This window comes from Acidobacteriota bacterium, assembly GCA_039683095.1.
Taxonomy (GTDB): Bacteria; Acidobacteriota; Aminicenantia; order Aminicenantales; family Saccharicenantaceae; genus RBG-16-66-30.
Window position 1 is genome coordinate 705,703 of sequence record JBDKSB010000012.1, and the last position, 19,828, is coordinate 725,530.

A 19,828-nucleotide genomic window follows, 5' to 3' on the forward strand; every position below is an offset into this window, starting at 1 on the left:
CGTAGGTTCAATTCTGCCTCGAATAATAAACGATCTTTTTCAAGAATTCCAGTTGAGCCCGGATTCTCATCTCTATGCGAGTGTTCCCCGGAATAGAGGCTGTCTTATGGGCGTATCTCTCCCGCTCAAGGAGGCCGTAGCCTAAGGAAAAGACGATGCTGCGCCAATTCGACTCGTTTTCTAATGCCGCAATGAACAAGGGATAATGCTCCAGGAAGACGTCTTGGACAACGCCATCCATAACTTCATTATGATACGCGCTGTCGCAATGAGTCACCAGGCAAAACAAAACCCTGACTTTCCCTTTATCGATATCCTTCTTAATCCATTTTTCCAGGATCAGGATTGAGTTGTCCTTTTCCTGAAGGGTCCTGGTTTCGTCGATACGGAGGTCATCATATCGGCCAATCGTGGAACATAGATTATAAACGTCTCTCAGTTCATCCAATTTTCCCGCCGGATCTTTCAAGAACTCGCCGAATTTCACGAGTTCATTCTGCTTTTCGCCATCAAGGTCACGGAAAAATCCAAGAAACTTGTTTTCGGCTTCTTGATCTTTGAGCCCTGATAAGATTTCCCTGAGCCCCTTCCTTTCTCCCGAAATGCTATCGATATCGGCCTGCAACATGAGTTGTGTTAGGTCCCCCCAATCCTCCCTCCGCAGCAATTCTAGTGCGAACCATTCCGGCCTGGACCTCGCGATCTCGATGATCCTGGATATGATCGGCTTTGGCGCCTCATACGACGTAGGGGATGTATAGGCTCTTAGCAAAAAGAAAGAGGACGTCGAGCTGGACCGCGTCGACGTCGGCGGCCGGGAAGTGCTTGGAAAAGAGGTCTGCGAGATAATTGGTCCCTTTGATTTCGTTGTTGATCATCGTCCAATAACTCAATTGGTCGATCTCTTTGATCAGAGGGAAATTCGCCGTAGGATCGATCTGGAAACGCCCAAGGAGGCCGGAAACTCGATCCCAAGCCTCTGACTCGGAATAGAAAGAATCCTGAGGGAATATGGGGAGGAAATGAGCGCTTAAAACGCAGAAAACTATCAAGATCAATGTCGTCAGAGGCTTTTTGGCCATAACTATGTTCATTAGTCTAATCGACTATGGTCTGTAACTGGCGGCCTGTCCTCTCGAGAACGCATGCATTTATACAATTGACACATTTCTCGATAAGGGGCATCAGGCTCTCGTCGGTCACTGACCTAAGTATTCTTATACGCCCAATGAGATAATCATCATGCTCCTTCTTTTTGCCCTCCATATAGAACTGATCAATGCTCTTGCCACAGCATATGACATCAAGGTGCTCAATATTACATCTCAGAACTGCCAGAAACAGCCGCGGATTAGTATCTGATAAATCACCGAGTAGATTATAGAGCTCCTCCGAAAAACCACCATCAGAAACGTTAAATAAGCGAAATGCAATTGCTATAGCTTCCTTGTCCGTCTGCATCGGCTTTTCGAGGTCATGAAGATGGTCATAGAGATAACCGGCCGCCCTGTAAAACCCTTGGTTATCCCTGTCTTTTATCGGAACCGAGGATTCAGGGAGAGCTAAGAATAGCTTATATGCATTTTCGGGAGTGGGACTGGAAAAGTACGCCTGTGCTGTCTTAAGAATCCAATCCCAGTCCGCGGCCCTTTGCTGGGCCTTCAAATCTGATCGAACGATGAATATGAGCCCCAATGAGAATAAGATGCAGGAGCCTAGTTTCGTTGGCCGATCATAACGCATTGGTTTCCCCTCCCGGAATGTTCTCAAAAGAGTTGGCTTAATCCTCCTAGTCAGCATACCCTACCACCTTATACCAATAGCTGATGTATGGTGGTGTTCACAACTTGGCATAGGAGGTAGGCCATCGTAAACTCTCTTCGAACGGCAATCCGAAAGAGAGGAGACGTTTTACTACGATGGCCCAGCAGCATTATAGGACACCCTTCAAAAAGGCATTATCGCAGTTGATTACAGAGCTGGATCCTTCCCCCTAATTCCCCTTAAGCAGATAAGCTTCACATAATCGCGGTCGCTGCCACGATGGCAATAAAAGATAGCAAATATGAGTTCTCAATCGGCGAGCCCAGAAAAAAGACGGGCTGTCTATAAGGATGTACCCGAACCACTACTCCCCTTTTCGCATCAATATATATCCCGCAGGTTTCATATGATTGGAGAGACTTTCTTGAATAGCAATACTCCACAATGTCCTCCTCGGGAGGCACAGCTTCATCTGTTGGCTTATAATAAGATGCCTTCTTTATGAATTGGGGCTTACCCAGGACTGCAATTACATCGGCTTCTGTCATTCCTGTTCTCAATGAAGAGAGTTTGTCTTCAAAATCGGCTATTTTGATTCTATAAAAGGCTTCAAAAGAAATAATAATCGCGAGCCAAGCCAGAAAGGCAATTATAATAACCCATAGCGCTAAACCTCTCCCGCACAGTCTTTTTAATACTCTGCTTCGCATTCGCCCTCCAAGGTTTCAAGGATGCGCCGCCGAATAGACCGCCGTGCCCGTATCGTCCGTAACGACTCGGGTCGAATTGATCTGGTCCCCCTGGGAGTAATAGTACTGGGAGGTTGGGGGCCTGTATTCCGCGACAAGCTGCGCGCCCATGTAGATATAATCCCTGACGCACTCGCCGTAGAGATCATATTCCGCGAGAAGGCGCCCGTCGAACGAATAGATATAGAAGGACCCGCCGGCGGGGGCGGCGGACATCATCTTAGCCGTGCTCCGGACCTCTTTGCTATCAACCAGGAAAGAAAGATATATCCCACGACGAGGGCGAAAGAAACCAGGCAAATGGCATAAAAAAACGCCTCCCTAAATCCCCCCAGCATCCAAAGATCCAATTTTGGATGCGGCGTCAAGACAAGGAAGCTTCCCAAGAAGTGGAAAAGAAGCGGAACAATGAGACCCGCGACACGCCTAAAGGCCGTGGCCCCTTTTATGATCCGGAAAAGGACCAAAAGATAGAGGAAGATGAAAACGATCAAGAGGACGGCCATGATGATCGGCATTGCCACCCTCTCATTCATCCCGTAATGATCTATCAGCCCTTCTATCGGCGAATCTAGCCTGAGCGCCAGAAGGCCCGCCCAGGAAGAAAGGATCGCGGAAGGGAGGGAGCACGCGCTCCCCATATCCATGCCGGCCAGAAAGATAAGGAAAAAAGAAAGGACTGCGTACCCTATGGCAAGACTTCCTGGCCGCACCCTGCGCCCGAGTATCATGATGCCGTCGCGTCGATTCAGGGTGTCGAGGTTATTCATGCCGCGTTCCTTAGACCTGATGCTGAAGTCTCCCGTTCCCTCTCTGAATCAAGGAGGAGAAGAGGCAATCGTTTTCTTCATCGTCCTCGCCATTGCCCAATCGATCCAAAGATACGAGAGCACAAGGGCCGCTCCCGCTAAATAGCCGAATCCTCCAACGTACGGGTAATCGGACTTGGGCCCCGACCCCTTTGTTAACAATACCAATAGGCAGCCGAGACCTTGAATAGCCGCAGGCACAAAAGGGAAAGCGAATTTTGATCTGGGCGCCATCCACGTCGTTATTAAGAAGAGAGCCATGTAATAAAGCAGGCTTAGGGCGATTAGTCCCCACAACGTTCCCCAAAACAGCTTAGCCAAGGCGACTCCCCAAGACAAGATGATCGCCGAAGGAGTCGGCTCGCCAAAGCTATTGAAGAACCATATTGCGACAAAGGAGAGAGCTAAATATGCTAGGAGCAGGAATATCCTTAGTATTATTCTCATTGACTCAGCCTCTGTTCAAATGCTGCGCAGAGTTCCATAGTAAGGTAGGCGGCCGCAAGGGCTAGACTGCCAAAATGGAGTGGATTATCCGGATCCTCACCCATACCTAGCCATGAGAGTAATGTATCTACGGCGTGACTAGAATCATATCCGGCGTGACAAAAGAAGTCCTGCAGAACGTGAAGCGCCTTGGCAAATTCTTCCGGATCCAGAGTCGTAGTCGCAGTCTCCCAAGCGCGATCCCAATCCTGAACTGATGGGAAGTGCCACTCTTTTCTCTGCTCCTTTGAGGGAAATACCCAGTAGCCCATTGGACCATAGGCGTTATAAGCACCTGTAAACACAAAATAAGGCGTGGAAGTCGTTTCGGGGTCGCTATCCACATTCGCGCAAGCCTTTGCTACGAGCTTTGCCAGGATTTCCGCGGCAGTACGCTCCCATCCAGCAAAGGCGCGCATCATAGCCTAATAAGTGGTCCGATAGTGCCAATCCGCCGGCCATTTTCCAGTTTGGTCAAATAAAGTGATTGGGTTGTCATTGCAGTAACTATATAAGTTCCAGGAATAGGGTTCCATAAGGAATTCTAGCCGAGTCATGGCCGGATCCACTGAAATGAACCTGTACTGCGACTTATCGTAATACCTCGCCCCGAATTAATCGAGATCCGACTCCCCCGTCGCGCTCCTTGCCGGAGAACTTGAGCGCAGGGTCGAAGGAATTGACCCAGGTTTGCTGCACACCGCCGTAGGGATCAAACGCCGCTGAATAGACCACCGTGCCCGTATCGTCCGTAACGACTCGGGTCGAATTGATCTGGTCGCTCGCGTAGTAAAGATACTGGGAGGTCGAGGGTCCGTATTCCGGGACTAGCTGAGCGCCCATGTAGATATAATCCTTGACGCACTCGCCGTAGAGATTATATTCTGCCAGGAGGCGCCCGTCGAACGAATAGATATAGAAGGACCCGCCGGCGGGGGCGGCGGACATCATCTTAGCCGTGCCGCCGCTTGCCGGCTGCGTACCTCCGGCGCTATCGCCGGACGACGACGAGTGTCCTGTGCGCTTCTCCCGGGGTTCCCATGTCAGCGAGCGCCGAGGACCGGGAGTCACCGATCTCTCCCTGTCGTCGTTCCTCAAGGCTTCGATTTCGAGCCCGCTAACTGAGGCCTCAGTTGATCCAGCGGCATTCCCGGCAATTGCGAAAGGATCCGCGCTCACGGCAAACGGCACCCTTGCCGGAAAGGAGATCTGCTTGGCGATCGAGCGGCTGGGCTCGTCGGTCTCGGGCTCCAGGCGCATGGCCCGGGGCTTGGAAATGAACTGCCGGTCGTCGATGAGAGGGCAGAAGCCCTCCGTGTCGCTCGGCGCAACTCTCGGCTCGGTTGTTTTCTCTGTCCGGTCATCCATGGCGACCGTCAAGCCGTCCGAAGGAATCGCTCCGAGGCGCCGTCGTTATATTCGAAGGTGGCGGGGTTGGGGCAGGGCGGCGTAAATGAATCCAGCCTGTAATATCCATTGGCGAAGGCGCTGACCGAATAGCTGTAAGTGACGTCGTGCGTTCCGTCGAAATTGCTCAGCGTGATGGACGTCAATCGCGCCGGATTGCTCCCATTATAAGCCTTATGGAAAGTAATGACGCGCCCGCAAGCGTCGGTGATAGAAGATATTGACCGGTAATTGTCAGCCGGATCGTAGTCAACTTGGATAGAATTTCCCTTGGCATCCTCGATCTTCGTCACAAAATAAACGGTCTCATCCCCCCCGCCCGCGAGCGGTACCGACGCTGAGCGTGAGAAGGTCCAAACGACCCCGTTCTGAAAATATAGTCTTGGATCAATTAGTGGAGGGATCCCTTTATTGAGCTTAAGGAATCCCTTCGTGATATGCTTTCCGACACCATAGTTGTCTGGGTAGGCCGTCTCTCGTCTGCCGTCCGGGAACTCGATGATGGGCAGGCTCGAAGTTGCCTGGTGAAGGATGCCCATGTGCATCGACCAACCTAGGCCAAGCATGGACTTCGGGTACGCTTGGACGCTGCCCTGCCCGGGCGAGCCGTCGCCGAGAACCTTCGAGTTATATACACGCCATACCTCAAGGTTGAGCCCTTCGGGTCCGGGAAGGAATATGTCCCTATAAGCCAGCATAAGATTTCCGGTGAAGAGATCCACGATCTCCATGGGAACCGATGAATAGGTCCCATGGCCGGCCACGCTTCCAGTCCTGTCGAAAACACCGCTTTGGGCTCTGAGAGCGCCGACTGTAACGATGAAGATGGCGAGCGTCAGAAGAAGCCGCTTGGCTGACCCCTTGTACATTCTTTCCCCCTTTGTATTACAGGCCCGAGACATAAAGAATGGACTCGGATTAGCGGGAGGGCAAGAAAACGCGCAACAGAAGGCAGCCCCTGTCGCTGCATCATGAGGTTCCCGCCACTAAGAATAAGTGCGGAGGAGAAGAAAATCAACAAATTATTGAATTATATTCTAAGGATTGAATGGTCCCGGCTGGACCGGCGGCCGGTCCTGAAGCTCGAATAACCGCTTCAGTCCCTTGGCCCGGCCGTGGAAATGCCGCCCGCTCCCGCCGGCCAGGGCGTAAAGCCGAAGGCCCGGGATGCTGAGAACCCTCTGGAGCGGCAAAGAGAGATGGCACGCGCCGCCGGAGGGGAAAGCCAGCCGGCCGGCTATTGCCAGATCGGGGCCTCGGTCTCCTTCTTGAAGGAGAAGCGGCCCTCGCGGAAGAGGCGGATGCAGGCATCGACGACGCGGGTGTCGTAGCGGATCCCCCGGCCCTTGCGGATCTCCTCGAGTGCCTTCTCGATCCCCAGCGCCGGCCGGTAGGGCCGCAGCGAACAGACGGCCTCGACGACGTCGGCGACAGCCAGGATGCGGGCTTCGGGCAGGATAGCGTCGCCGGCGAGCCCCTCGGGATAGCCGGACCCGTCCAGCCGCTCATGGTGCTGGAGGATGATGTGGGCCACGGGCCAGGGCAGAGCGATGTCCTTGATCATCTCGAAGCCGACCCGGGGATGGTCCTTGATCAGCTGGAACTCGGACTTGGTCAGGCGGCCGGGCTTGGCCATGATCTCCGCCGGCGCGGCGATCTTGCCTATGTCGTGGATGATGCCGGCCATGTGCAGGCCCTCGATCTTCTCGCAGGGCAGGCTGATCTCCTGGGCGATGGCCACGGCCAGGCCGGCGACACGGTGCTGGTGCCCGGCCATGTAGGGATCCCGGAGCTCGAGGGTCATGGACATGGCCCGGAAGGTCCCCTCCAGGGACCGCTCCAGGCGGTCGAGCGAATTCTGGAGGTAGTCCTCCGAACGGCGCGTCTCGAGGACCTTGCCGTGGAGCTCGTCGTTGGCCCGGGCCAGCTCCGCGGTCCGCTTGTCGACGAGATGGTCGATCTCGACCCTGGCCAGCCGCAGCTCCCGCTCGATGCGGACCCGTTCCGCGTCGTCCTTCTCCATCTGGGCGGCCAGCCTGGAGGCTTCGTCCCCGAGCGAACGGTTGCGGCTCTCAAGGTCACGGATGGTCTTCTCCAGGCCGTCGAGCATGCCGTTGAACGTTCGGGCCAGCACGCCGGTCTCGTCCCGGCCGAAGACGCGGGCGCGCTGCCTGAGGTCCCCTCCGGCCAGCCGCTCGGCCGTCCGGGTCAGCTGGACGATGGGCCGGGTGATCCGGCCGCTGATCAGGGCGACCAGGCCGACGCCGAGGACGAAGATGGCCAGGCCGGCCACGAGGGTCGCGCCGCGCCGGCCGTACAGGATCTGGGACAGGGCGACGCAGGCCGCCATGAGCAGGCCGAAGAGGAGGAGCATCAGCGTCCGCAGCTTGCGGGGCCCGAAGGCGGCCAAGCTTGTGTCCGGGGAGGTACGGCTCATTGCGGTCGTGATCCTTGGATCGTTCGCCACCAGGATAGCCCAGCTCCCAGGGTAGACAATGCCCTTTGGGGGTGATTTTGCCGGGTCCCCCTTCCCCCCCGGCGGGGAGAGGGGGTGAGGCCGGCCCGGGCCCCGGGCGCGTTACCAGCGCTTGGCCTTGGCCGGCTCCATGCGCCTGAGGTCCAGGCCGCGCTCGACGGCCCCGATCCGGTAATGGCAGATCTCGCGGAGCGACGACGGGTGGTGGAGGACCTCCGAGAGCGACTGGGCTCCGACCGCCCAGACGCCGCCGCCCCGGACCACGGCGACCTTGTAGTCGTGGAGGGCGCGGATGAGCGCGGCGGCGGAGACGTCCGGCGGCAGGACGGGGATGACGAGATAGAGGAACGAGCCCTCGGCGTCGATGGGGATGATGCGGTCGGCCGGCGCATTCTCGCCGGGATAGGCGAAGTAGGCCGAGGCTTCGGCCTCGGCGACATGGCAGTGCATGACCGATTGGAAGTCGCTCGCGGCGTAGATGGCCTTGTGGAGCGCGATCTCCGCGTCGTCGCCCAAGCCGGCGGCCAAGGGGACGCTCAGGAGCGGGCCGCCGACGTCGCGCGGCATCGAGGCCTTGGGGGCGTAGAGCATGGAGGCCACGCCGCGGACCGACATCGAGCCCGTGTGGAAGGGCGAGAGCCGCGATTCGAAGATGCGATGGCCGGCCTTGACGAACTCCCGCAGGATCTCCTCCTCCTCGCGGAAGTCCGAGCGGTCGTCGCCCTCGATCTCGTAGTCCGGCGGCGGCGCGGCCAGGGTCCCGGCGGGATCGGCGGCCATGGCCCGGCGGATAGCGTCGACATCGACACGGATCCTCTGTAGGTTCCGGACCACGGCCCCGGCGTAGTTGCCGACACAGAGCCGGAAGAAGGCCTCGCGCAGGCTCCGGCCCTTGGCCATGGCCCCGTGGCCGAAGATGACGGTCAGCGGATGGTCGGCCAGCCGCTCGGGGATCGTCCGGGTCAGCTCGGGCGAGCCGCTGGGCACGGCGAACCAATCGACGGGGATGGCCGGGCCAAGGCAGTGGCGGGCCAGGGGGTCGACCGGGACGAAGTCCGGCGGCTTTTCCGGCTTGGGGGCGTCGTCGAGCGTGGCCATGACCAGGTCCTTGAGATGGGCGTGCATCGAGGCCCGGACGCCCGGCAGGGCCAGGATGCGGGCGTGGATATCGGTCTCCGAGGAGGCCTTGTAGTAGCCGTAGTCGGTCTCCGTGGCCGAGAGGAAGCAGATCTGGCTCGGCTCGAGGTCGCCCTTCTGCGAGCCGGTGGCCGTGATGACGATCTCGTCCCGGCCGTCCGCGCCGGTCCGGCGGACGGCCATGTTGCCGCTGTGGCTGTCCTGGATGTCATAGGCGAGCGAGGCCCGGCCGAGGGCCTGGAACTCCCGGAAAAGATCGCCCGCCGCCTGCCACTTGGATCCGCTCATCGCCGGCTCTCCTCGATCCGCAGGGCCCGCAGGAGCCCGGGCGTCGGACGGCCGTCCCGGTCCCAGCCGCGGACGTCGTAATAATCCCTCTTCATCCGCTCCTGGTCGTCCCGGCTGACGCGGCGCTCCCGGCCCTCGATGACGATGGGCGCGTCGGCGAAGCGGTCCGGCAGGGCGTCGTCGTCCGCGGTCGCGCCGGCCTCGATGTTGAACTGCCGCTCGAGCGCGGCCACGCGGTTCTCGATCTCCTCGAGCCGGGCCACGGAGAAGTCGCGGCCGGTGACGCCGCTGACCATCCGGGCCCAGGGGTCGGCCGAGAAGGCGTAGCCGGTGAAGCGGCAGACTCCCAGGCTGTCCTGGAGGATGCCGAGGTTCTGCATGTTGCGGATGGCGATGGGCGACTGGAGCAGGCTGAAGCGCGGGATCTCCTTGGCCCCGCCGAAAAAGGCCAGCGACACGGCGTAGCCGCCGCGGAGATGGCAGGCCCCGGACGGCGAGGTCATGTAGCCGAGGGCCTGGGTGTAGGAGGCCCGCGGGTCGTAGGCCGGGAGCTCCAGCTTCTTGACGGTCATGGCCAGGTCCGGACGGCCGCGGCCGGCGGCCAGGCGGTAGGCCCCTTCGGCCAGGGCCGCGCCGATCCCCTCGCGCCGGGCCGTCATCCCGACCAGCGCCTCGAGGGCCTCGGCGCCGCCGAACGAAAGGTCGATCCCTCCCGTCTCGCCGGGGTCGATGAGCCCGAGCCCGGCCAGCTCCATGGCGCAGGCCACCGTGCCGCCGTAGCTCATGGTGTCCAGGCCGAGCTCGTTGGCCCGGTAGTTGGCCCGGGTGATGGCGGCCATGTCGTAGATGCCGCAGAGCGGGCCCATCAGGACCATCGTCTCGTACTCCGGCCCTTCGCCGCGCTCCTCGCGCCCGTCGCGGCCGGCGACGCGGGTGTGACGCTGGCAGCCGATCGGGCAAAGGTAGCAGGAGCCGGCCTTCTCGAGCAGGGTCTTGGCCAGGGTCTCCCCGGAGACGCGATCGACGTCCTCGTCGCGGTGGGTGCAGTCCTGGAAGTTCCGGTGCGGCAGCATGGCGATGAGGTTGATCAGCTCGACCAGCCCGGCCGTGCCCAGGTCGCGCATGAGGCGCTTGGTGACCGGGGCCTGCTTCATGAGGTAAAGGCCCTGGTCCAGGCCGGACTGGAACTTCTCCTTGTCGGCGACGGCGATCTTCTCCCGCCCCCGGACGCGGACGGCCTTGAGCTTCTTGCCGCCCCAGACGGCGCCCGCCCCGCACCGGCCGTAGACGCGGTTGCGGTCGTTGGCCACGACGGCGAAGCGGACCAGGTTCTCCCCCGCCGGACCGATGCAGAGGACGCGGGCCGGCCGCCCCGGCTCGGAGGCCGCGGCCAGGAGGTCGTTCGTCTCGTGGATCGTCTTGCCCCACAGGTCGTCCGCGGGCCGGATCTCAGCCCGGCCCGGGGCGATGTCGATCATCACCGGGAAAGCCGCGGCGCCCGTGACGACCAGGGCGTCCCAGCCGGCCGCCTTGAAGGCCGCGCCCCAGGTCCCGCCGGAATTGGACGTGCCGATGACGCCCGTGAGCGGCGACTTGAAGACCATGTGGCCCCGGCCGGCGGTCGGGGCGCTCGTGCCGACGAGCGGCGAGGAGGCGATGACGAAGGCGTTGTCCGGCCCCAGCGGCTCGCAGGCCGGGTCGATCGTGTCGTAGAGGAGCCGGGTCGCCAGGCCCCGGCCGCCGAGATAGTCCAGGGCCGTGGCCGGGTCGAGCGGCTCGGTCCGGACCTCGCCGCGGCTGAGGTCGGCGACGAGGACCCGGCCGAAGTAGCCGGAGATAGGATAGTCGGACATCGTCGGCGTCTACGATATCAAATCGCCCGGCAGCCCGCAAATGCGTCGGGGTCGGCGGGCCGAACGGCCCGAATGATCCTCGAGCCGGGCGAAGACGGCCCCGGGGCTCACCCCCCGCCGAGCATGGGGAAGATCGCCAGCGTGTCGCCGTCGGCGAGCGGCGTCGACAGGCCGCGCGAGGGGGGCGCGCCGTTGATCAGGACGACCAGGTGCGGCTTGAGCTCGGCCCCGGCGAAGATCTCGGCCCGGCGGGCCTGCGTGTCGGTCAAGACTTCCAGGACGTCGCCGACCGTGGCGGCCTCGTCGAGGACGAGGCCCCGCTCGCGGGCGCCGAAGAGGTCTCGGAAATAGGCGAAGAACTTGATCTTGAGGGTCATGTGGTCTGAGCGGCTCCGAATAGACGGCGTTCCAGGCTGGCCCGGGCGGCCGGGTCCCGGACGTCGACGACCGCCGAAACCGGGCGGGCCAGGAGGGCGGCGAAGTCGTCGAGGATGTCCTCGCGGATGACCAGGAGGGAACTCCCGCTCCGGACGGCGAGCGCGCCGCGCAGGGCCGCCCACAGGCCGCCGCCCGCGAGCTCCAGGGGACCCGCCTCGTCGACGACCAGGAGGCCTTGGGGACGGGCGTCGCGGAGGATCGCCCGGGCCCGTTCGAGCGCCTCCGGGACGAAGATGTAAGGACCGACGCGTTCGGCCCCGGCTTCCACGTCCCGGCGCAGGTAGGGCCGGCGCCGGCCCGTGCCGATCTCGAGAAGATCGTAGCCGGTCCCCGCGCCTCCGGCTGCCGCCGGGCTGAGGAACCCGTCGCAGGCCAGGCCCCGCGCCCGCCAGGACGCGAGACAGCCTGCGAGCAAGGTCGTTTTGCCCCCGTGGACGGGCCCGGTCAGAACGAGGATCATCGGCCTACGCCGGGTCATTCACGAGCGTTTTCATGAATGGTCCGGGCTAGCGGATGTTGACGGTGGCCTCGCCGGTCTCCAGGACGATGGCCTGGCCCATGGGGCTCCCGGCCGAGGCGCTGGCGAACCCCAGCGAGGCCTGGCCCTGGCTGACCGAGGTGAACACGAGCACCGCCAGGACGCCCCGGCCCTTGAAGCCGCGGCCGCCGGGAGGGCTGGAGAAGCCGATCGTGCAGGTCCCGCCGCTGATGCTCTTGAGGAAGGGAACGTTCTCGCCGAGCTGGCGCAGGCCGCCCCCCTCGAGGACGTCCTTGAGCTTGAGGATGCGCGGGTCGAACGTCAGCACCAGGGAGGCGTTGCCGATCTCCTGGTCGCTCGAGAGCTCGACGTTCATCCGGAACTCCCGCTCGCGCGGGGCCTCGAAGCTGGCCGGCGAGAGGTAGACGCCGCTCGCGCCCTTGTCCTCGGGCTCGGCCGGCTCTTCCCGGGCCGCCGCGGCCGCCTCGCGCGGATTGGACGCGGCGACGCCCGAGATCCCGCCGGTGACGCCGGAGAGGTTGTCGGGATCGACCCAGAGGGGCTTGGCGTCTTCCTCGGAGACGGCGAGCTCGCGGATGATGTGCGGGGTGATGGTCAGGACGACGTCGGTCTGCTGGATCTCCTTCTTGGTCGCGGCGAAGAGGTTGCCCAGCAGGGGGATGTCCTTGAGCCAGGAGATGCCGCCGACCGAGACCCGCTCCTCGTCCCGGAGCAGGCCGGCCAGCAGGTTCGTCTCGCCGTCCCTGAGCCGGACCGTGTTCTTGACCTCGCGGTTGGCGATGATCGGGATGTCGGCCGTCCCCGTCCCGGCGATCGAGGAGATCGCGATCTCGATCTCCAGGGTGACCTCCCCTTCCAGGTGGACCTTGGGCGTCATCTTGATGGTGATGCCGATGTCCGTCATGGTGTAGTTGACGATGGGCACGTTCGAGACGCCGCCGGCGGCGTAGGCCGCGAACTGGGAATTGACGAAGGGCACTTTCTGCCCGACGACGTACTCGATCTTCTCCCCGGCCAAGCCGCGGATCTTCGGCTGGGCGATGATCTTGGTGTCCGAATCGGCGGCGATGATGTTGGCCAGGGCCGTGGGCACGGTCATCTGGTAGTTGGCCAGGTCGCCGAAGTTGATCATGGTCCCGTCGGCGTTCTTGATCGGGAAATAGCCCTTGGAGTCGGCCGTGCCGGGCACGAACTGAAGGGCCAGGTTGCCGCTGGTGAGGTCGATGCCGTAGTTCTTCTCCCGGACCCGGTCGACCTCCATTATCTCGACGTCGATCAGGACCTCGGCCTTGGGCTTGTCCCACTGGCGGAGCAGCTTCTCGGCCAGGGCCACGGCCTGCGGCGTGTCCCGGATAGTGACCGAGTTGAGGTTCTTGTCGACCTGGACGGACGGGACCTTGTACATCGTCTTGACCATCTGAGTCAGGCGCATCTGGACGTCGTTCGCGTCGATGTTCGACAGGTAGAACGTCTTGATGGCGTTCAGCTCGTACTGCATCCGCTTCTGGACGTTGTCCGGGACGATGATGACCGTCCGCTCGTCGATGACCCGCGAGAAATTCTTGCTGGCGACGCAGAGGAAGTTGACGGCCTGCTGGAGGTCCTTGCCGGTCAGGTCGATGGCCAGGTTGGTGTCGCGGAAGGTGTCGTCATAGAGGAAGTTCACGCCGGCCACGCGCCCCAGGGTCTGGAAGATCGAGCGCAGCGAGACCTCGTTGCGGAAGCTCAGGTCGAGCGGCTGGCCGGCCCCCTTGAGCCGGACCGGGCCCTCGAGCTTCTCGCCGTTCCTGGCCGCCTTCTCCGGCGGGGCCAGCAGGGCCTTCAGCTCGGCCCCCGCCCGGTAGTTCTTCGGGTCGAAGAACAGGGCCTTCTGGTAGTTGAGCTCGGCTTCCTTCTTCTTGTTCTGCTCGACGAGGGTCCGGGCGGCCTGGAGGTAGAAGAGGCTGGCCGCGTTCCGGGCCCGGAAGAGGGCGATCCGGTAGGTCGCGTCGTTCGGATGATCGAGGGCCGCCTTCTGGTACTGGCGGACGGCCTCCTCGTAGTTCTGGTTGATCTCGGCCTTGACGCCCTGCCGGTAGTCGAGGCTGAGCGTCTGGCAGGCGCCGGCCGCAAGGAGGAGGATCATGATCGGGACGATGGCGTTTCGCTTCATGGCCGGTCTCCTTGTCTCGGGAACGTCTTGGTCTCGCCGGAGGGGCCCTGGACGACGATGGCCTCGGCCGACAGGCTGATGACCTTGTAGCCGGGGGCGATCTCCTCGCCCTCCTTGACCGACATGGTCTGGCCGCCGCGGAGGACGAGGGCGATCGTCTGCCCGCCGGACTTGATGGCCCCGATGTAGCTCATGTTCAGGTCGAAGGCCGGCGCCGCCGCGGCGGCCGGGCCGCCGCCGGACGGCTGGGCCGCGGGCCGGGCCGGCCGGAGGGAGACGGCCGCGGAGGCCGCGGACTTGGGCCGGAAGATGTCGCGCAGGGGCGCCGCCGGCTCGGCCGGGCCGAAGACCAGCAGGTCCTTGCGGACCAGGGGCTTGGCCGCCTCGCCGGCCGGGGACGCGAACATGGCCAGGGCGCCGCCGAGGGCGAAGAGCGCGGCCGCGCGGATCATCCTAGATGCCATAATATCCCGCCACCGTCAGTTTGGCGTTCAGCCGTTCGCCGCCCGATCCGGTCCTCGGGAACTCGAGCTTCTCGATGACCAGGAACTTGGGGAAGGACTCCAGGACGGCCAGGAGCTTTTTCAGCCCGGCGTAGGTCCCCGAGTAGGTGAAGGTGATGAGCGTCTTGCGGACCTGCTCCTTCTCCATGTCGGAATACGCGTAGTTGAGGTCGGTGATGGAGGTCCCGGCTTCGGCGAAGATGCGCTCTAGGTCCCGGCGCAGGGCCGGGAACCCGGCGCCCTCCTCGTAGAAGAGGCTGGCCCGGAGCTCGGCCAGGTCGCGCCCGGCGTCCTCCCAGCGCGCCCATTCGGCCTTGGCCTTGTCGCGGGCCTGGAAGGTCCGCTGGGCCGTCTCGTTCAGGCGGAACGAGGCCGCCCGCTCCCGGACGAGGCCGCCCCGGACACGGACGAAAAGGACGAGCAGGACGGCCAGGGCCAGGACCGCGGCCAGACCGAGCCGGGCGAGCGTCCGGCGCTCCCTGTCGTCGAGCATGTCAAAGAGGGCGTTCATAGGTCGCTGAGATCTCCGCCACGAGACGGCCGTCCTCGCTCCGCTGGTCGCCTCCGGCCCTGACGTCCTTGAAGCCGCCGGCGCCGAGATTGTCGAGGAAAACCAGCAGGTCGTCCAGGTTGCGCGAGGTCACCCGCATCTGCAGGGCCACCCCGCCCTCGGGCGTGAAGCTCGGGGTTAGGGCGGTGATGTAGCTCGGCCCGGGCAGGGCCTTCTCGAGCTCGGTGAAAAGCCCGGTCCAGGAGAACATCTTGCGCCGGATGAGATTGTTGGCCAGGTCCACCCGGCCCTGGCTGAGCTTCGTTTCCCGGTCGATGTCGGCCGTCAGGCGCTTCTCCTCGCGGACGGCCTCGGTCTGGAGCCGGCGGGTCTCGGCGTTCGCGGCCTTGAGCCGCGAAGCTTCTCCGCCTTGCTTGACGACGACGAACGCGGCCAGGCCGGCCAGGACGGCGAGCAGGCCGGCCAGGCCCCGGACCGCGGCCAGGTACAGCCGGCGGTTGCGGAGCGGCCGGGTGGCCAGGTTCAGGTTGAGCGGGGCTCCGTTCATCATAGGATCTGTCCGATCAGGGGGGCGAGGACGGCCTTGTGGGCCTCGGTCCAGGCCTCCGGGGCCCGGTAATCGAGGGCCTCGACCGGCAGGGCGGTCCGCTCGCGGAGCCGGGCCTGGATGGCCCCGAACTCGGCCGCGGCGGCGCAGCGGAGCCACAGGGCTTCGACCCGGATCTTGTCCCGGTCCTCGAGGAAGCGGACGGTGTTCCCGGCCTCCCGGACGATGTTCTCTTCGCGCTCCCGCTCGGGCGCTTCGCCGGGCCGTCCGATGTCCTTCTGCCGGTACATCGTCCAGCCGCCGTCCGCCAGGGCCATGGCCGTCAGGGTCTCGTCCTCGATGTTGAAGAGGACGCCGTTCTTCCGGCCGTCTCTCCGGACCAGGTTGACCAGGGCCAGGGACGGGGCCGTCACCAGGACCGGCTTCAGGCCGGCCTTCTCGAACAGGGACTCGTATTCCCAGATGACCACCTGGCGGGCCAGGACCGCGATGACCTGGCGCGCCCCCCGTCCGGGCGCCGCGGCGTAGTCCAGCCGGGCGTCCTCGGGGATGAGCGGCATCTGCTTGGCGATGCGCCAGCGGAGGAAGGTCTCCCGCTCCTTGCGGGGGCCAGGGAACGAATCCACGGCCAGGACGAAGACGCGCACGGACGGCTCGGGGATGAGCAGGGCGGCGGTGCCGGACGACAGGCGCAGGTTCTTCAGGCCCTGGGCGATGGCTTCCTCGAGGGCGGCCGGATCGGTCACGTTGGGCCGGTCGAACGACGGCACGACCGGCCGCTCCCGGAAGGGCTGGACGAAGCCGCCCTTGACCGACCCGTCGCCCCGGCTGACCCGGATGCCGCTGAGATGGCCGGGGGCGATCTGGAAGACGGCCTCCGGCAGGAGCCGCTCGGTGAAATAAGTCCTCAGCCGGCTGCCGGTGGTCACGCGGTCACTCCACGAAGGTGACTTTGTTCAGGTCCTTGAGGCTGGTCACGCCGGCCAGGACCTTGTCCAGGCCGACCTGGCGCAGGAAGACCATGCCCTCCGCCCTGGCCCGCTTCTTGACCTCCGACAGGGGCCGCTTCTCGAGGACGAGCTCGCGGATGGGATCGGACAGCTCGAGGATCTCGGCGATGGCCGTCCGGCCCTGGTAGCCGGTGAAGTTGCACTCGGAGCAGCCCTTCGGCTCGTAGAAGACCGTGGAGGCGTGGCGCGCCGGGTCGAGGCCCGACTCGGCCAGGGCGGCCGCGCCGTAGCGGACCGGGACCTTGCAGAGCGGGCAGAGGACGCGCACCAGCCGCTGGGCCAGGATGCAGTTGAGGGCCGAGATGAAGCTGTAGGGGTCGACCTGCATGTGCAGGAACCGCCCGATGACGTCGAAGACGTTGTTGGCGTGGACGGTGGTGAAGACGAGGTGGCCGGTCAGGGCCGACTGGATGGCGATCTGGGCCGTCTCCGGGTCGCGGATCTCGCCGACCATGATCTTGTCCGGATCGTGGCGGAGGATGGATCTCAGGCCGCGGGCGAAGGTCAGCCCTTTCTTCTCGTTGACCGGGATCTGGGTGATGCCGTCGATCTGGTACTCGACCGGGTCCTCGATGGTCACGATCTTGTCCTCGGGCGACTTGATCTCGGTCAGGGCGGCGTAGAGGGACGTCGTCTTGCCGCTGCCGGTCGGGCCGGTGACGAGGACCATGCCGTAGGGCTGGGCGATGTACTTGCGGAACTTCTTCAGGATCTCGTCGGAGAAGCCCAGGACGTCCAGGCGCAGCTCGCGGATGGCCTGGGTGATCATCTCCTTGTCCAGGATGCGGATGACCGCGTCCTCGCCGTAGATGCAGGGCATGATGGAGACCCGGAAGTCGATGGTCTTGTCCTTGATCTTCAGCCGGAAGCGGCCGTCCTGGGGGACCCGGCGCTCGGCGATGTCGAGGTCGGACATGACCTTGATCCGGGAGATGATCGGCGACTGGAACTTCTTGTCGATCGCCTCCATGGCCTCGCCCAGGACGCCGTCGATGCGGAACTTGATCTTGACGTCCTCGTCCTTGGACTCGATGTGGATGTCGCTGGCCCGCTTCTGGACGGCGGTGAAGATGATCGTGTTGACGAGCTTGATGATCGAGCCGTCCTGGTCGGCCAGCTTCTCGATGGAGATGACGTCCTCTTCCTCGCCGCTGTCGCGCTCGACGACCTGGGTGACGAAGCCCTCGGTCGCGTCGCGGAGGACCTGCATGGCCGTCTCGCTCTTGCGCAGGGCCTCGAGGATGGCCCGCTTCGAGGCCGCGAAGACCCGGACCTTCCGCCCGAGGAAGGCTTCGATGGCGTCGATCGAGGCCAGGTCCGACGGGTCGCAAACGGCGATCTTCATGACCCCGTCCTCCTCGCCCAGGGGCACGAACGAGAGGCGGTGGATGAACTCTACGGGGAAGGACTGGATGAGGTCCCGGTCGAGGTGCTCGGCCTCGAGGTCGATGTAGGGAACGCGGTAACGCTCGGCCAGGGCCCGCACGTCCCGGTCGGTCCCGGCGTCCGTTCGATCCTTGCTCACGTTCCTCGCTTTCCGCCCGGTCACCGGGCGACCCGGATGATATTGAAGATGGGCACGTAGACCGACAGGAGCATCGTCGCCACAACCAGCCCCATGCCGATTATGACCACCGGCTCGATCAGGGTGACCAGCGTCTCGATTTTACCACGAACCCGGTCGTCGTAGAAATCGGCCATGTCGCCGAGCATGCCCGGCAGGTTGGCCGAGCTCTCGCCGATGCGGACCATGTCCAGGGCCAGGTCCGGGAAGGCGCCGGCCTGGGCCACGGAGTCGGACAGGCCCTCGCCGTTCTTGATATGGTCGGGGACGCCGCGAAGCTGCCGGACCATCCAGGCGTTGGGGATGGCCTGGATGGCGATGCCGACCGATCCCAGCAGGGGGATGCCGGCCTCGAGGAGCAGGCCCAGGGTCCGGCTGAACAGGCTGACCCCGGACTCGCGCCAGATCCCCTTGCCGAACGGCAGGCGCAGCTTGAAGCGGTCGAACCGTTCGCGGAAATCGGGCCGACGCCGCAGCCGGGCCAGCCCCGCGATCGCCGCCACGACCACGGCCGCGATGACGTACCAGGACCGGCTCAGGGCCGTGGCTACGGCCATGATGAGGCGCGTGATGCCGGGCAGCTCGGCCTGGTAGCTGCTGTAGAATTCCGCGAACTTGGGGATGACGAAGTTCATCAGCAGGCCCATCAGGATGAAGGCGAAGACGATGAGGATGGTCGGATAGGTCATGGCCGACTTGACCCGGGACCGGGTCTGGCTGACCATCCTGGTGTACTGGATGTAGCGGCCGATCGAGGCCGGCAGGTTGCCGCCCTTCTCGCCGGCCATCAGGCTGGCCGTGTAGACCGGGGAGAAGATCTTCTCGTAGGGCAGGAACGCCTCGGACAGGACCTTGCCCTTGCGGACCTCGCCGGCGACCTCGTTCAGGATCTCCCGGAGGTGGTCGCTCTTGATCCGGCCGGCGATGGATTCGAGGCTCTTGAGGAGCGGATAGCCCGCCTTGAGCATGGCCACAAGCTCCTGGTTGAAGAGGATGATGTCCCGGTCCTTGATCTTGCGACGGGTCAGGCCCAGGTTGCCGAGCTTGTTCCAGTCCCGGCGGACCGAAAGGACCAGCAGTCCCTCGGATTCGAACGTTTGACGGCATTCCTGGGCGGTCACGGCCAGCACGGACCGGCTCTCGATGCGGCCATCCTCGCTGGCCAGGCGGCAGAGGTAGTACGGCATTTTGGCAGAAATCAGCCCTTTAGACTCTTTCCTAATCTATTCCAGGGCGCAATTATTGTCAATCGGCGCCAGGGCCGCCGGCGGGAGCGGGAAAAGCCCGGATTTCGGAGGACGGCCCTCTCCAGCGTATTGACAAAGCCTGGGATAAGGGATAACTATGGGGCCGTGAAAGGATCCACGAGGGTGTTCGCGGGCGCGGCGGCCGGGCTCGTTTTCGGGCTGCTTTTCGTTCCCGGGGTGATGAGGACCGGCGCCCAGACCCCGGGCCAGGAAACGCCGCCCCCGCGGGAAGTCCAGAAGCCCAGCTATGACTACATGAGCGGGTTCCTGTCCCGCACCACCCACCCGCTCGGCCTCAAGGACGATCCCGCGGCCCGGCGCATGTTCGGGCAGGGCCCGGTGGCCTGGGCCATCCGCTCCGGTTCCCGTCACGTCCTCGATTAGGGGT

General features: G+C 63.3%; 22 protein-coding genes. 1 reads left to right on the forward strand and 21 read right to left on the reverse strand.

Going from position 1 to position 19,828, the window contains the following annotated elements:
- Nucleotides 1-7 precede the first annotated feature (7 nt).
- The 21 genes from ABFD52_10900 to ABFD52_11000 form a co-directional block, all read right to left on the reverse strand.
- On the reverse strand, nt 8-628 hold the full coding sequence (locus tag ABFD52_10900; protein MEN6561272.1) for a hypothetical protein: 621 nt from the start codon (nt 626-628) through the stop codon (nt 8-10).
- 109 nt (nt 629-737) lie between these two features.
- Complete coding sequence (locus tag ABFD52_10905; protein MEN6561273.1) at nt 738-878, reverse strand: hypothetical protein; 141 nt, start codon at nt 876-878, stop codon at nt 738-740.
- 220 nt (nt 879-1,098) lie between these two features.
- The gene (locus ABFD52_10910) at nt 1,099-1,800 is read right to left on the reverse strand and encodes a hypothetical protein (protein ID MEN6561274.1); all 702 of its coding nucleotides are present in this window, start codon (nt 1,798-1,800) and stop codon (nt 1,099-1,101) included.
- 218 nt (nt 1,801-2,018) lie between these two features.
- Nucleotides 2,019-2,474 carry a hypothetical protein gene (locus tag ABFD52_10915; GenBank protein MEN6561275.1) on the reverse strand — a complete coding sequence of 152 codons (456 nt, stop codon included), beginning with the start codon at nt 2,472-2,474 and terminating at the stop codon, nt 2,019-2,021.
- A gap of 15 nt (nt 2,475-2,489) precedes the next feature.
- Nucleotides 2,490-2,732, reverse strand: a complete 243-nt coding sequence (locus ABFD52_10920; protein ID MEN6561276.1) for a hypothetical protein — start codon at nt 2,730-2,732, stop codon at nt 2,490-2,492.
- A complete protein-coding gene (locus ABFD52_10925) occupies nt 2,729-3,283 on the reverse strand; it encodes a hypothetical protein (protein ID MEN6561277.1) in 555 nt (184 codons plus the stop codon). The genes ABFD52_10920 and ABFD52_10925 overlap by 4 nt, the downstream gene beginning before the upstream one ends.
- A 482-nt stretch (nt 3,284-3,765) precedes the next feature.
- Nucleotides 3,766-4,227: a hypothetical protein gene (locus ABFD52_10930; GenBank protein MEN6561278.1), complete on the reverse strand. Its 462-nt coding sequence runs from the start codon at nt 4,225-4,227 to the stop codon at nt 3,766-3,768.
- 172 nt (nt 4,228-4,399) lie between these two features.
- A complete protein-coding gene (locus ABFD52_10935) occupies nt 4,400-5,176 on the reverse strand; it encodes a hypothetical protein (GenBank protein MEN6561279.1) in 777 nt (258 codons plus the stop codon).
- An 8-nt stretch (nt 5,177-5,184) separates the two neighbouring features.
- Entirely contained in the window at nt 5,185-6,084 is a 900-nt protein-coding gene (locus tag ABFD52_10940) for a hypothetical protein (protein MEN6561280.1), read from the reverse strand.
- A gap of 368 nt (nt 6,085-6,452) precedes the next feature.
- Nucleotides 6,453-7,625 (reverse strand): HD domain-containing phosphohydrolase, encoded by a 1,173-nt coding sequence (locus tag ABFD52_10945; GenBank protein ID MEN6561281.1) that lies wholly within the window; start codon nt 7,623-7,625, stop codon nt 6,453-6,455.
- A gap of 168 nt (nt 7,626-7,793) precedes the next feature.
- Entirely contained in the window at nt 7,794-9,116 is a 1,323-nt protein-coding gene (locus ABFD52_10950; GenBank protein ID MEN6561282.1) for a class II aldolase/adducin family protein, read from the reverse strand.
- A complete protein-coding gene (locus ABFD52_10955; GenBank protein ID MEN6561283.1) occupies nt 9,113-10,969 on the reverse strand; it encodes an aldehyde ferredoxin oxidoreductase family protein in 1,857 nt (618 codons plus the stop codon). The genes ABFD52_10950 and ABFD52_10955 overlap by 4 nt, the downstream gene beginning before the upstream one ends.
- Nucleotides 10,970-11,076: 107 nt before the next feature.
- Nucleotides 11,077-11,346 (reverse strand): MoaD/ThiS family protein, encoded by a 270-nt coding sequence (locus tag ABFD52_10960; GenBank protein MEN6561284.1) that lies wholly within the window; start codon nt 11,344-11,346, stop codon nt 11,077-11,079.
- The gene (locus ABFD52_10965; protein MEN6561285.1) at nt 11,343-11,867 is read right to left on the reverse strand and encodes a nucleoside-triphosphatase; all 525 of its coding nucleotides are present in this window, start codon (nt 11,865-11,867) and stop codon (nt 11,343-11,345) included. Before ABFD52_10965 ends, ABFD52_10960 begins: the two co-directional genes overlap by 4 nt.
- Before the next feature lie 46 nt (nt 11,868-11,913).
- The gene (locus tag ABFD52_10970) at nt 11,914-14,058 is read right to left on the reverse strand and encodes a secretin N-terminal domain-containing protein (GenBank protein ID MEN6561286.1); all 2,145 of its coding nucleotides are present in this window, start codon (nt 14,056-14,058) and stop codon (nt 11,914-11,916) included.
- A complete protein-coding gene (locus ABFD52_10975; GenBank protein ID MEN6561287.1) occupies nt 14,055-14,522 on the reverse strand; it encodes a hypothetical protein in 468 nt (155 codons plus the stop codon). The genes ABFD52_10970 and ABFD52_10975 overlap by 4 nt, the downstream gene beginning before the upstream one ends.
- Complete coding sequence (locus ABFD52_10980) at nt 14,512-15,072, reverse strand: GspMb/PilO family protein (GenBank protein MEN6561288.1); 561 nt, start codon at nt 15,070-15,072, stop codon at nt 14,512-14,514. The genes ABFD52_10975 and ABFD52_10980 overlap by 11 nt, the downstream gene beginning before the upstream one ends.
- Nucleotides 15,056-15,622, reverse strand: coding sequence for a hypothetical protein (locus tag ABFD52_10985; protein ID MEN6561289.1), 567 nt, complete (start codon nt 15,620-15,622; stop codon nt 15,056-15,058). Before ABFD52_10985 ends, ABFD52_10980 begins: the two co-directional genes overlap by 17 nt.
- The gene (locus ABFD52_10990) at nt 15,619-16,548 is read right to left on the reverse strand and encodes a hypothetical protein (GenBank protein ID MEN6561290.1); all 930 of its coding nucleotides are present in this window, start codon (nt 16,546-16,548) and stop codon (nt 15,619-15,621) included. The genes ABFD52_10985 and ABFD52_10990 overlap by 4 nt, the downstream gene beginning before the upstream one ends.
- Before the next feature lie 4 nt (nt 16,549-16,552).
- A complete protein-coding gene (locus ABFD52_10995; GenBank protein MEN6561291.1) occupies nt 16,553-18,154 on the reverse strand; it encodes a GspE/PulE family protein in 1,602 nt (533 codons plus the stop codon).
- Nucleotides 18,155-18,174: 20 nt separating this feature from the next.
- Nucleotides 18,175-19,380 (reverse strand): type II secretion system F family protein, encoded by a 1,206-nt coding sequence (locus ABFD52_11000; GenBank protein ID MEN6561292.1) that lies wholly within the window; start codon nt 19,378-19,380, stop codon nt 18,175-18,177.
- Nucleotides 19,381-19,545: 165 nt separating this feature from the next.
- Here ABFD52_11000 and ABFD52_11005 point away from each other — a divergent pair, with 165 nt between their 5' ends.
- Complete coding sequence (locus tag ABFD52_11005; GenBank protein MEN6561293.1) at nt 19,546-19,824, forward strand: hypothetical protein; 279 nt, start codon at nt 19,546-19,548, stop codon at nt 19,822-19,824.
- Nucleotides 19,825-19,828 lie beyond the last annotated feature (4 nt).

What these genes read in the sequence shown, in the direction of transcription:
- ABFD52_10955 (MEN6561283.1), bottom strand. Translation starts at nt 10,969, where the DNA reads ATGTCCGACTATCCTATCTCCGGCTACTTCGGCCGGGTCCTCGTCGCC.
- ABFD52_10980 (MEN6561288.1), bottom strand. Translation starts at nt 15,072, where the DNA reads ATGAACGCCCTCTTTGACATGCTCGACGACAGGGAGCGCCGGACGCTC.
- ABFD52_10915 (MEN6561275.1), bottom strand. Translation starts at nt 2,474, where the DNA reads ATGCGAAGCAGAGTATTAAAAAGACTGTGCGGGAGAGGTTTAGCGCTA.
- ABFD52_10965 (MEN6561285.1), bottom strand. Translation starts at nt 11,867, where the DNA reads ATGATCCTCGTTCTGACCGGGCCCGTCCACGGGGGCAAAACGACCTTG.
- ABFD52_10950 (MEN6561282.1), bottom strand. Translation starts at nt 9,116, where the DNA reads ATGAGCGGATCCAAGTGGCAGGCGGCGGGCGATCTTTTCCGGGAGTTC.
- ABFD52_10985 (MEN6561289.1), bottom strand. Translation starts at nt 15,622, where the DNA reads ATGATGAACGGAGCCCCGCTCAACCTGAACCTGGCCACCCGGCCGCTC.
- ABFD52_10930 (MEN6561278.1), bottom strand. Translation starts at nt 4,227, where the DNA reads ATGCGCGCCTTTGCTGGATGGGAGCGTACTGCCGCGGAAATCCTGGCA.
- ABFD52_10920 (MEN6561276.1), bottom strand. Translation starts at nt 2,732, where the DNA reads ATGATGTCCGCCGCCCCCGCCGGCGGGTCCTTCTATATCTATTCGTTC.
- ABFD52_10900 (MEN6561272.1), bottom strand. Translation starts at nt 628, where the DNA reads ATGTTGCAGGCCGATATCGATAGCATTTCGGGAGAAAGGAAGGGGCTC.
- ABFD52_10940 (MEN6561280.1), bottom strand. Translation starts at nt 6,084, where the DNA reads ATGTACAAGGGGTCAGCCAAGCGGCTTCTTCTGACGCTCGCCATCTTC.
- ABFD52_10905 (MEN6561273.1), bottom strand. Translation starts at nt 878, where the DNA reads ATGATCAACAACGAAATCAAAGGGACCAATTATCTCGCAGACCTCTTT.
- ABFD52_10935 (MEN6561279.1), bottom strand. Translation starts at nt 5,176, where the DNA reads ATGGATGACCGGACAGAGAAAACAACCGAGCCGAGAGTTGCGCCGAGC.
- ABFD52_10960 (MEN6561284.1), bottom strand. Translation starts at nt 11,346, where the DNA reads ATGACCCTCAAGATCAAGTTCTTCGCCTATTTCCGAGACCTCTTCGGC.
- ABFD52_10910 (MEN6561274.1), bottom strand. Translation starts at nt 1,800, where the DNA reads ATGCTGACTAGGAGGATTAAGCCAACTCTTTTGAGAACATTCCGGGAG.
- ABFD52_10970 (MEN6561286.1), bottom strand. Translation starts at nt 14,058, where the DNA reads ATGAAGCGAAACGCCATCGTCCCGATCATGATCCTCCTCCTTGCGGCC.
- ABFD52_10975 (MEN6561287.1), bottom strand. Translation starts at nt 14,522, where the DNA reads ATGGCATCTAGGATGATCCGCGCGGCCGCGCTCTTCGCCCTCGGCGGC.
- ABFD52_11000 (MEN6561292.1), bottom strand. Translation starts at nt 19,380, where the DNA reads ATGCCGTACTACCTCTGCCGCCTGGCCAGCGAGGATGGCCGCATCGAG.
- ABFD52_10925 (MEN6561277.1), bottom strand. Translation starts at nt 3,283, where the DNA reads ATGAATAACCTCGACACCCTGAATCGACGCGACGGCATCATGATACTC.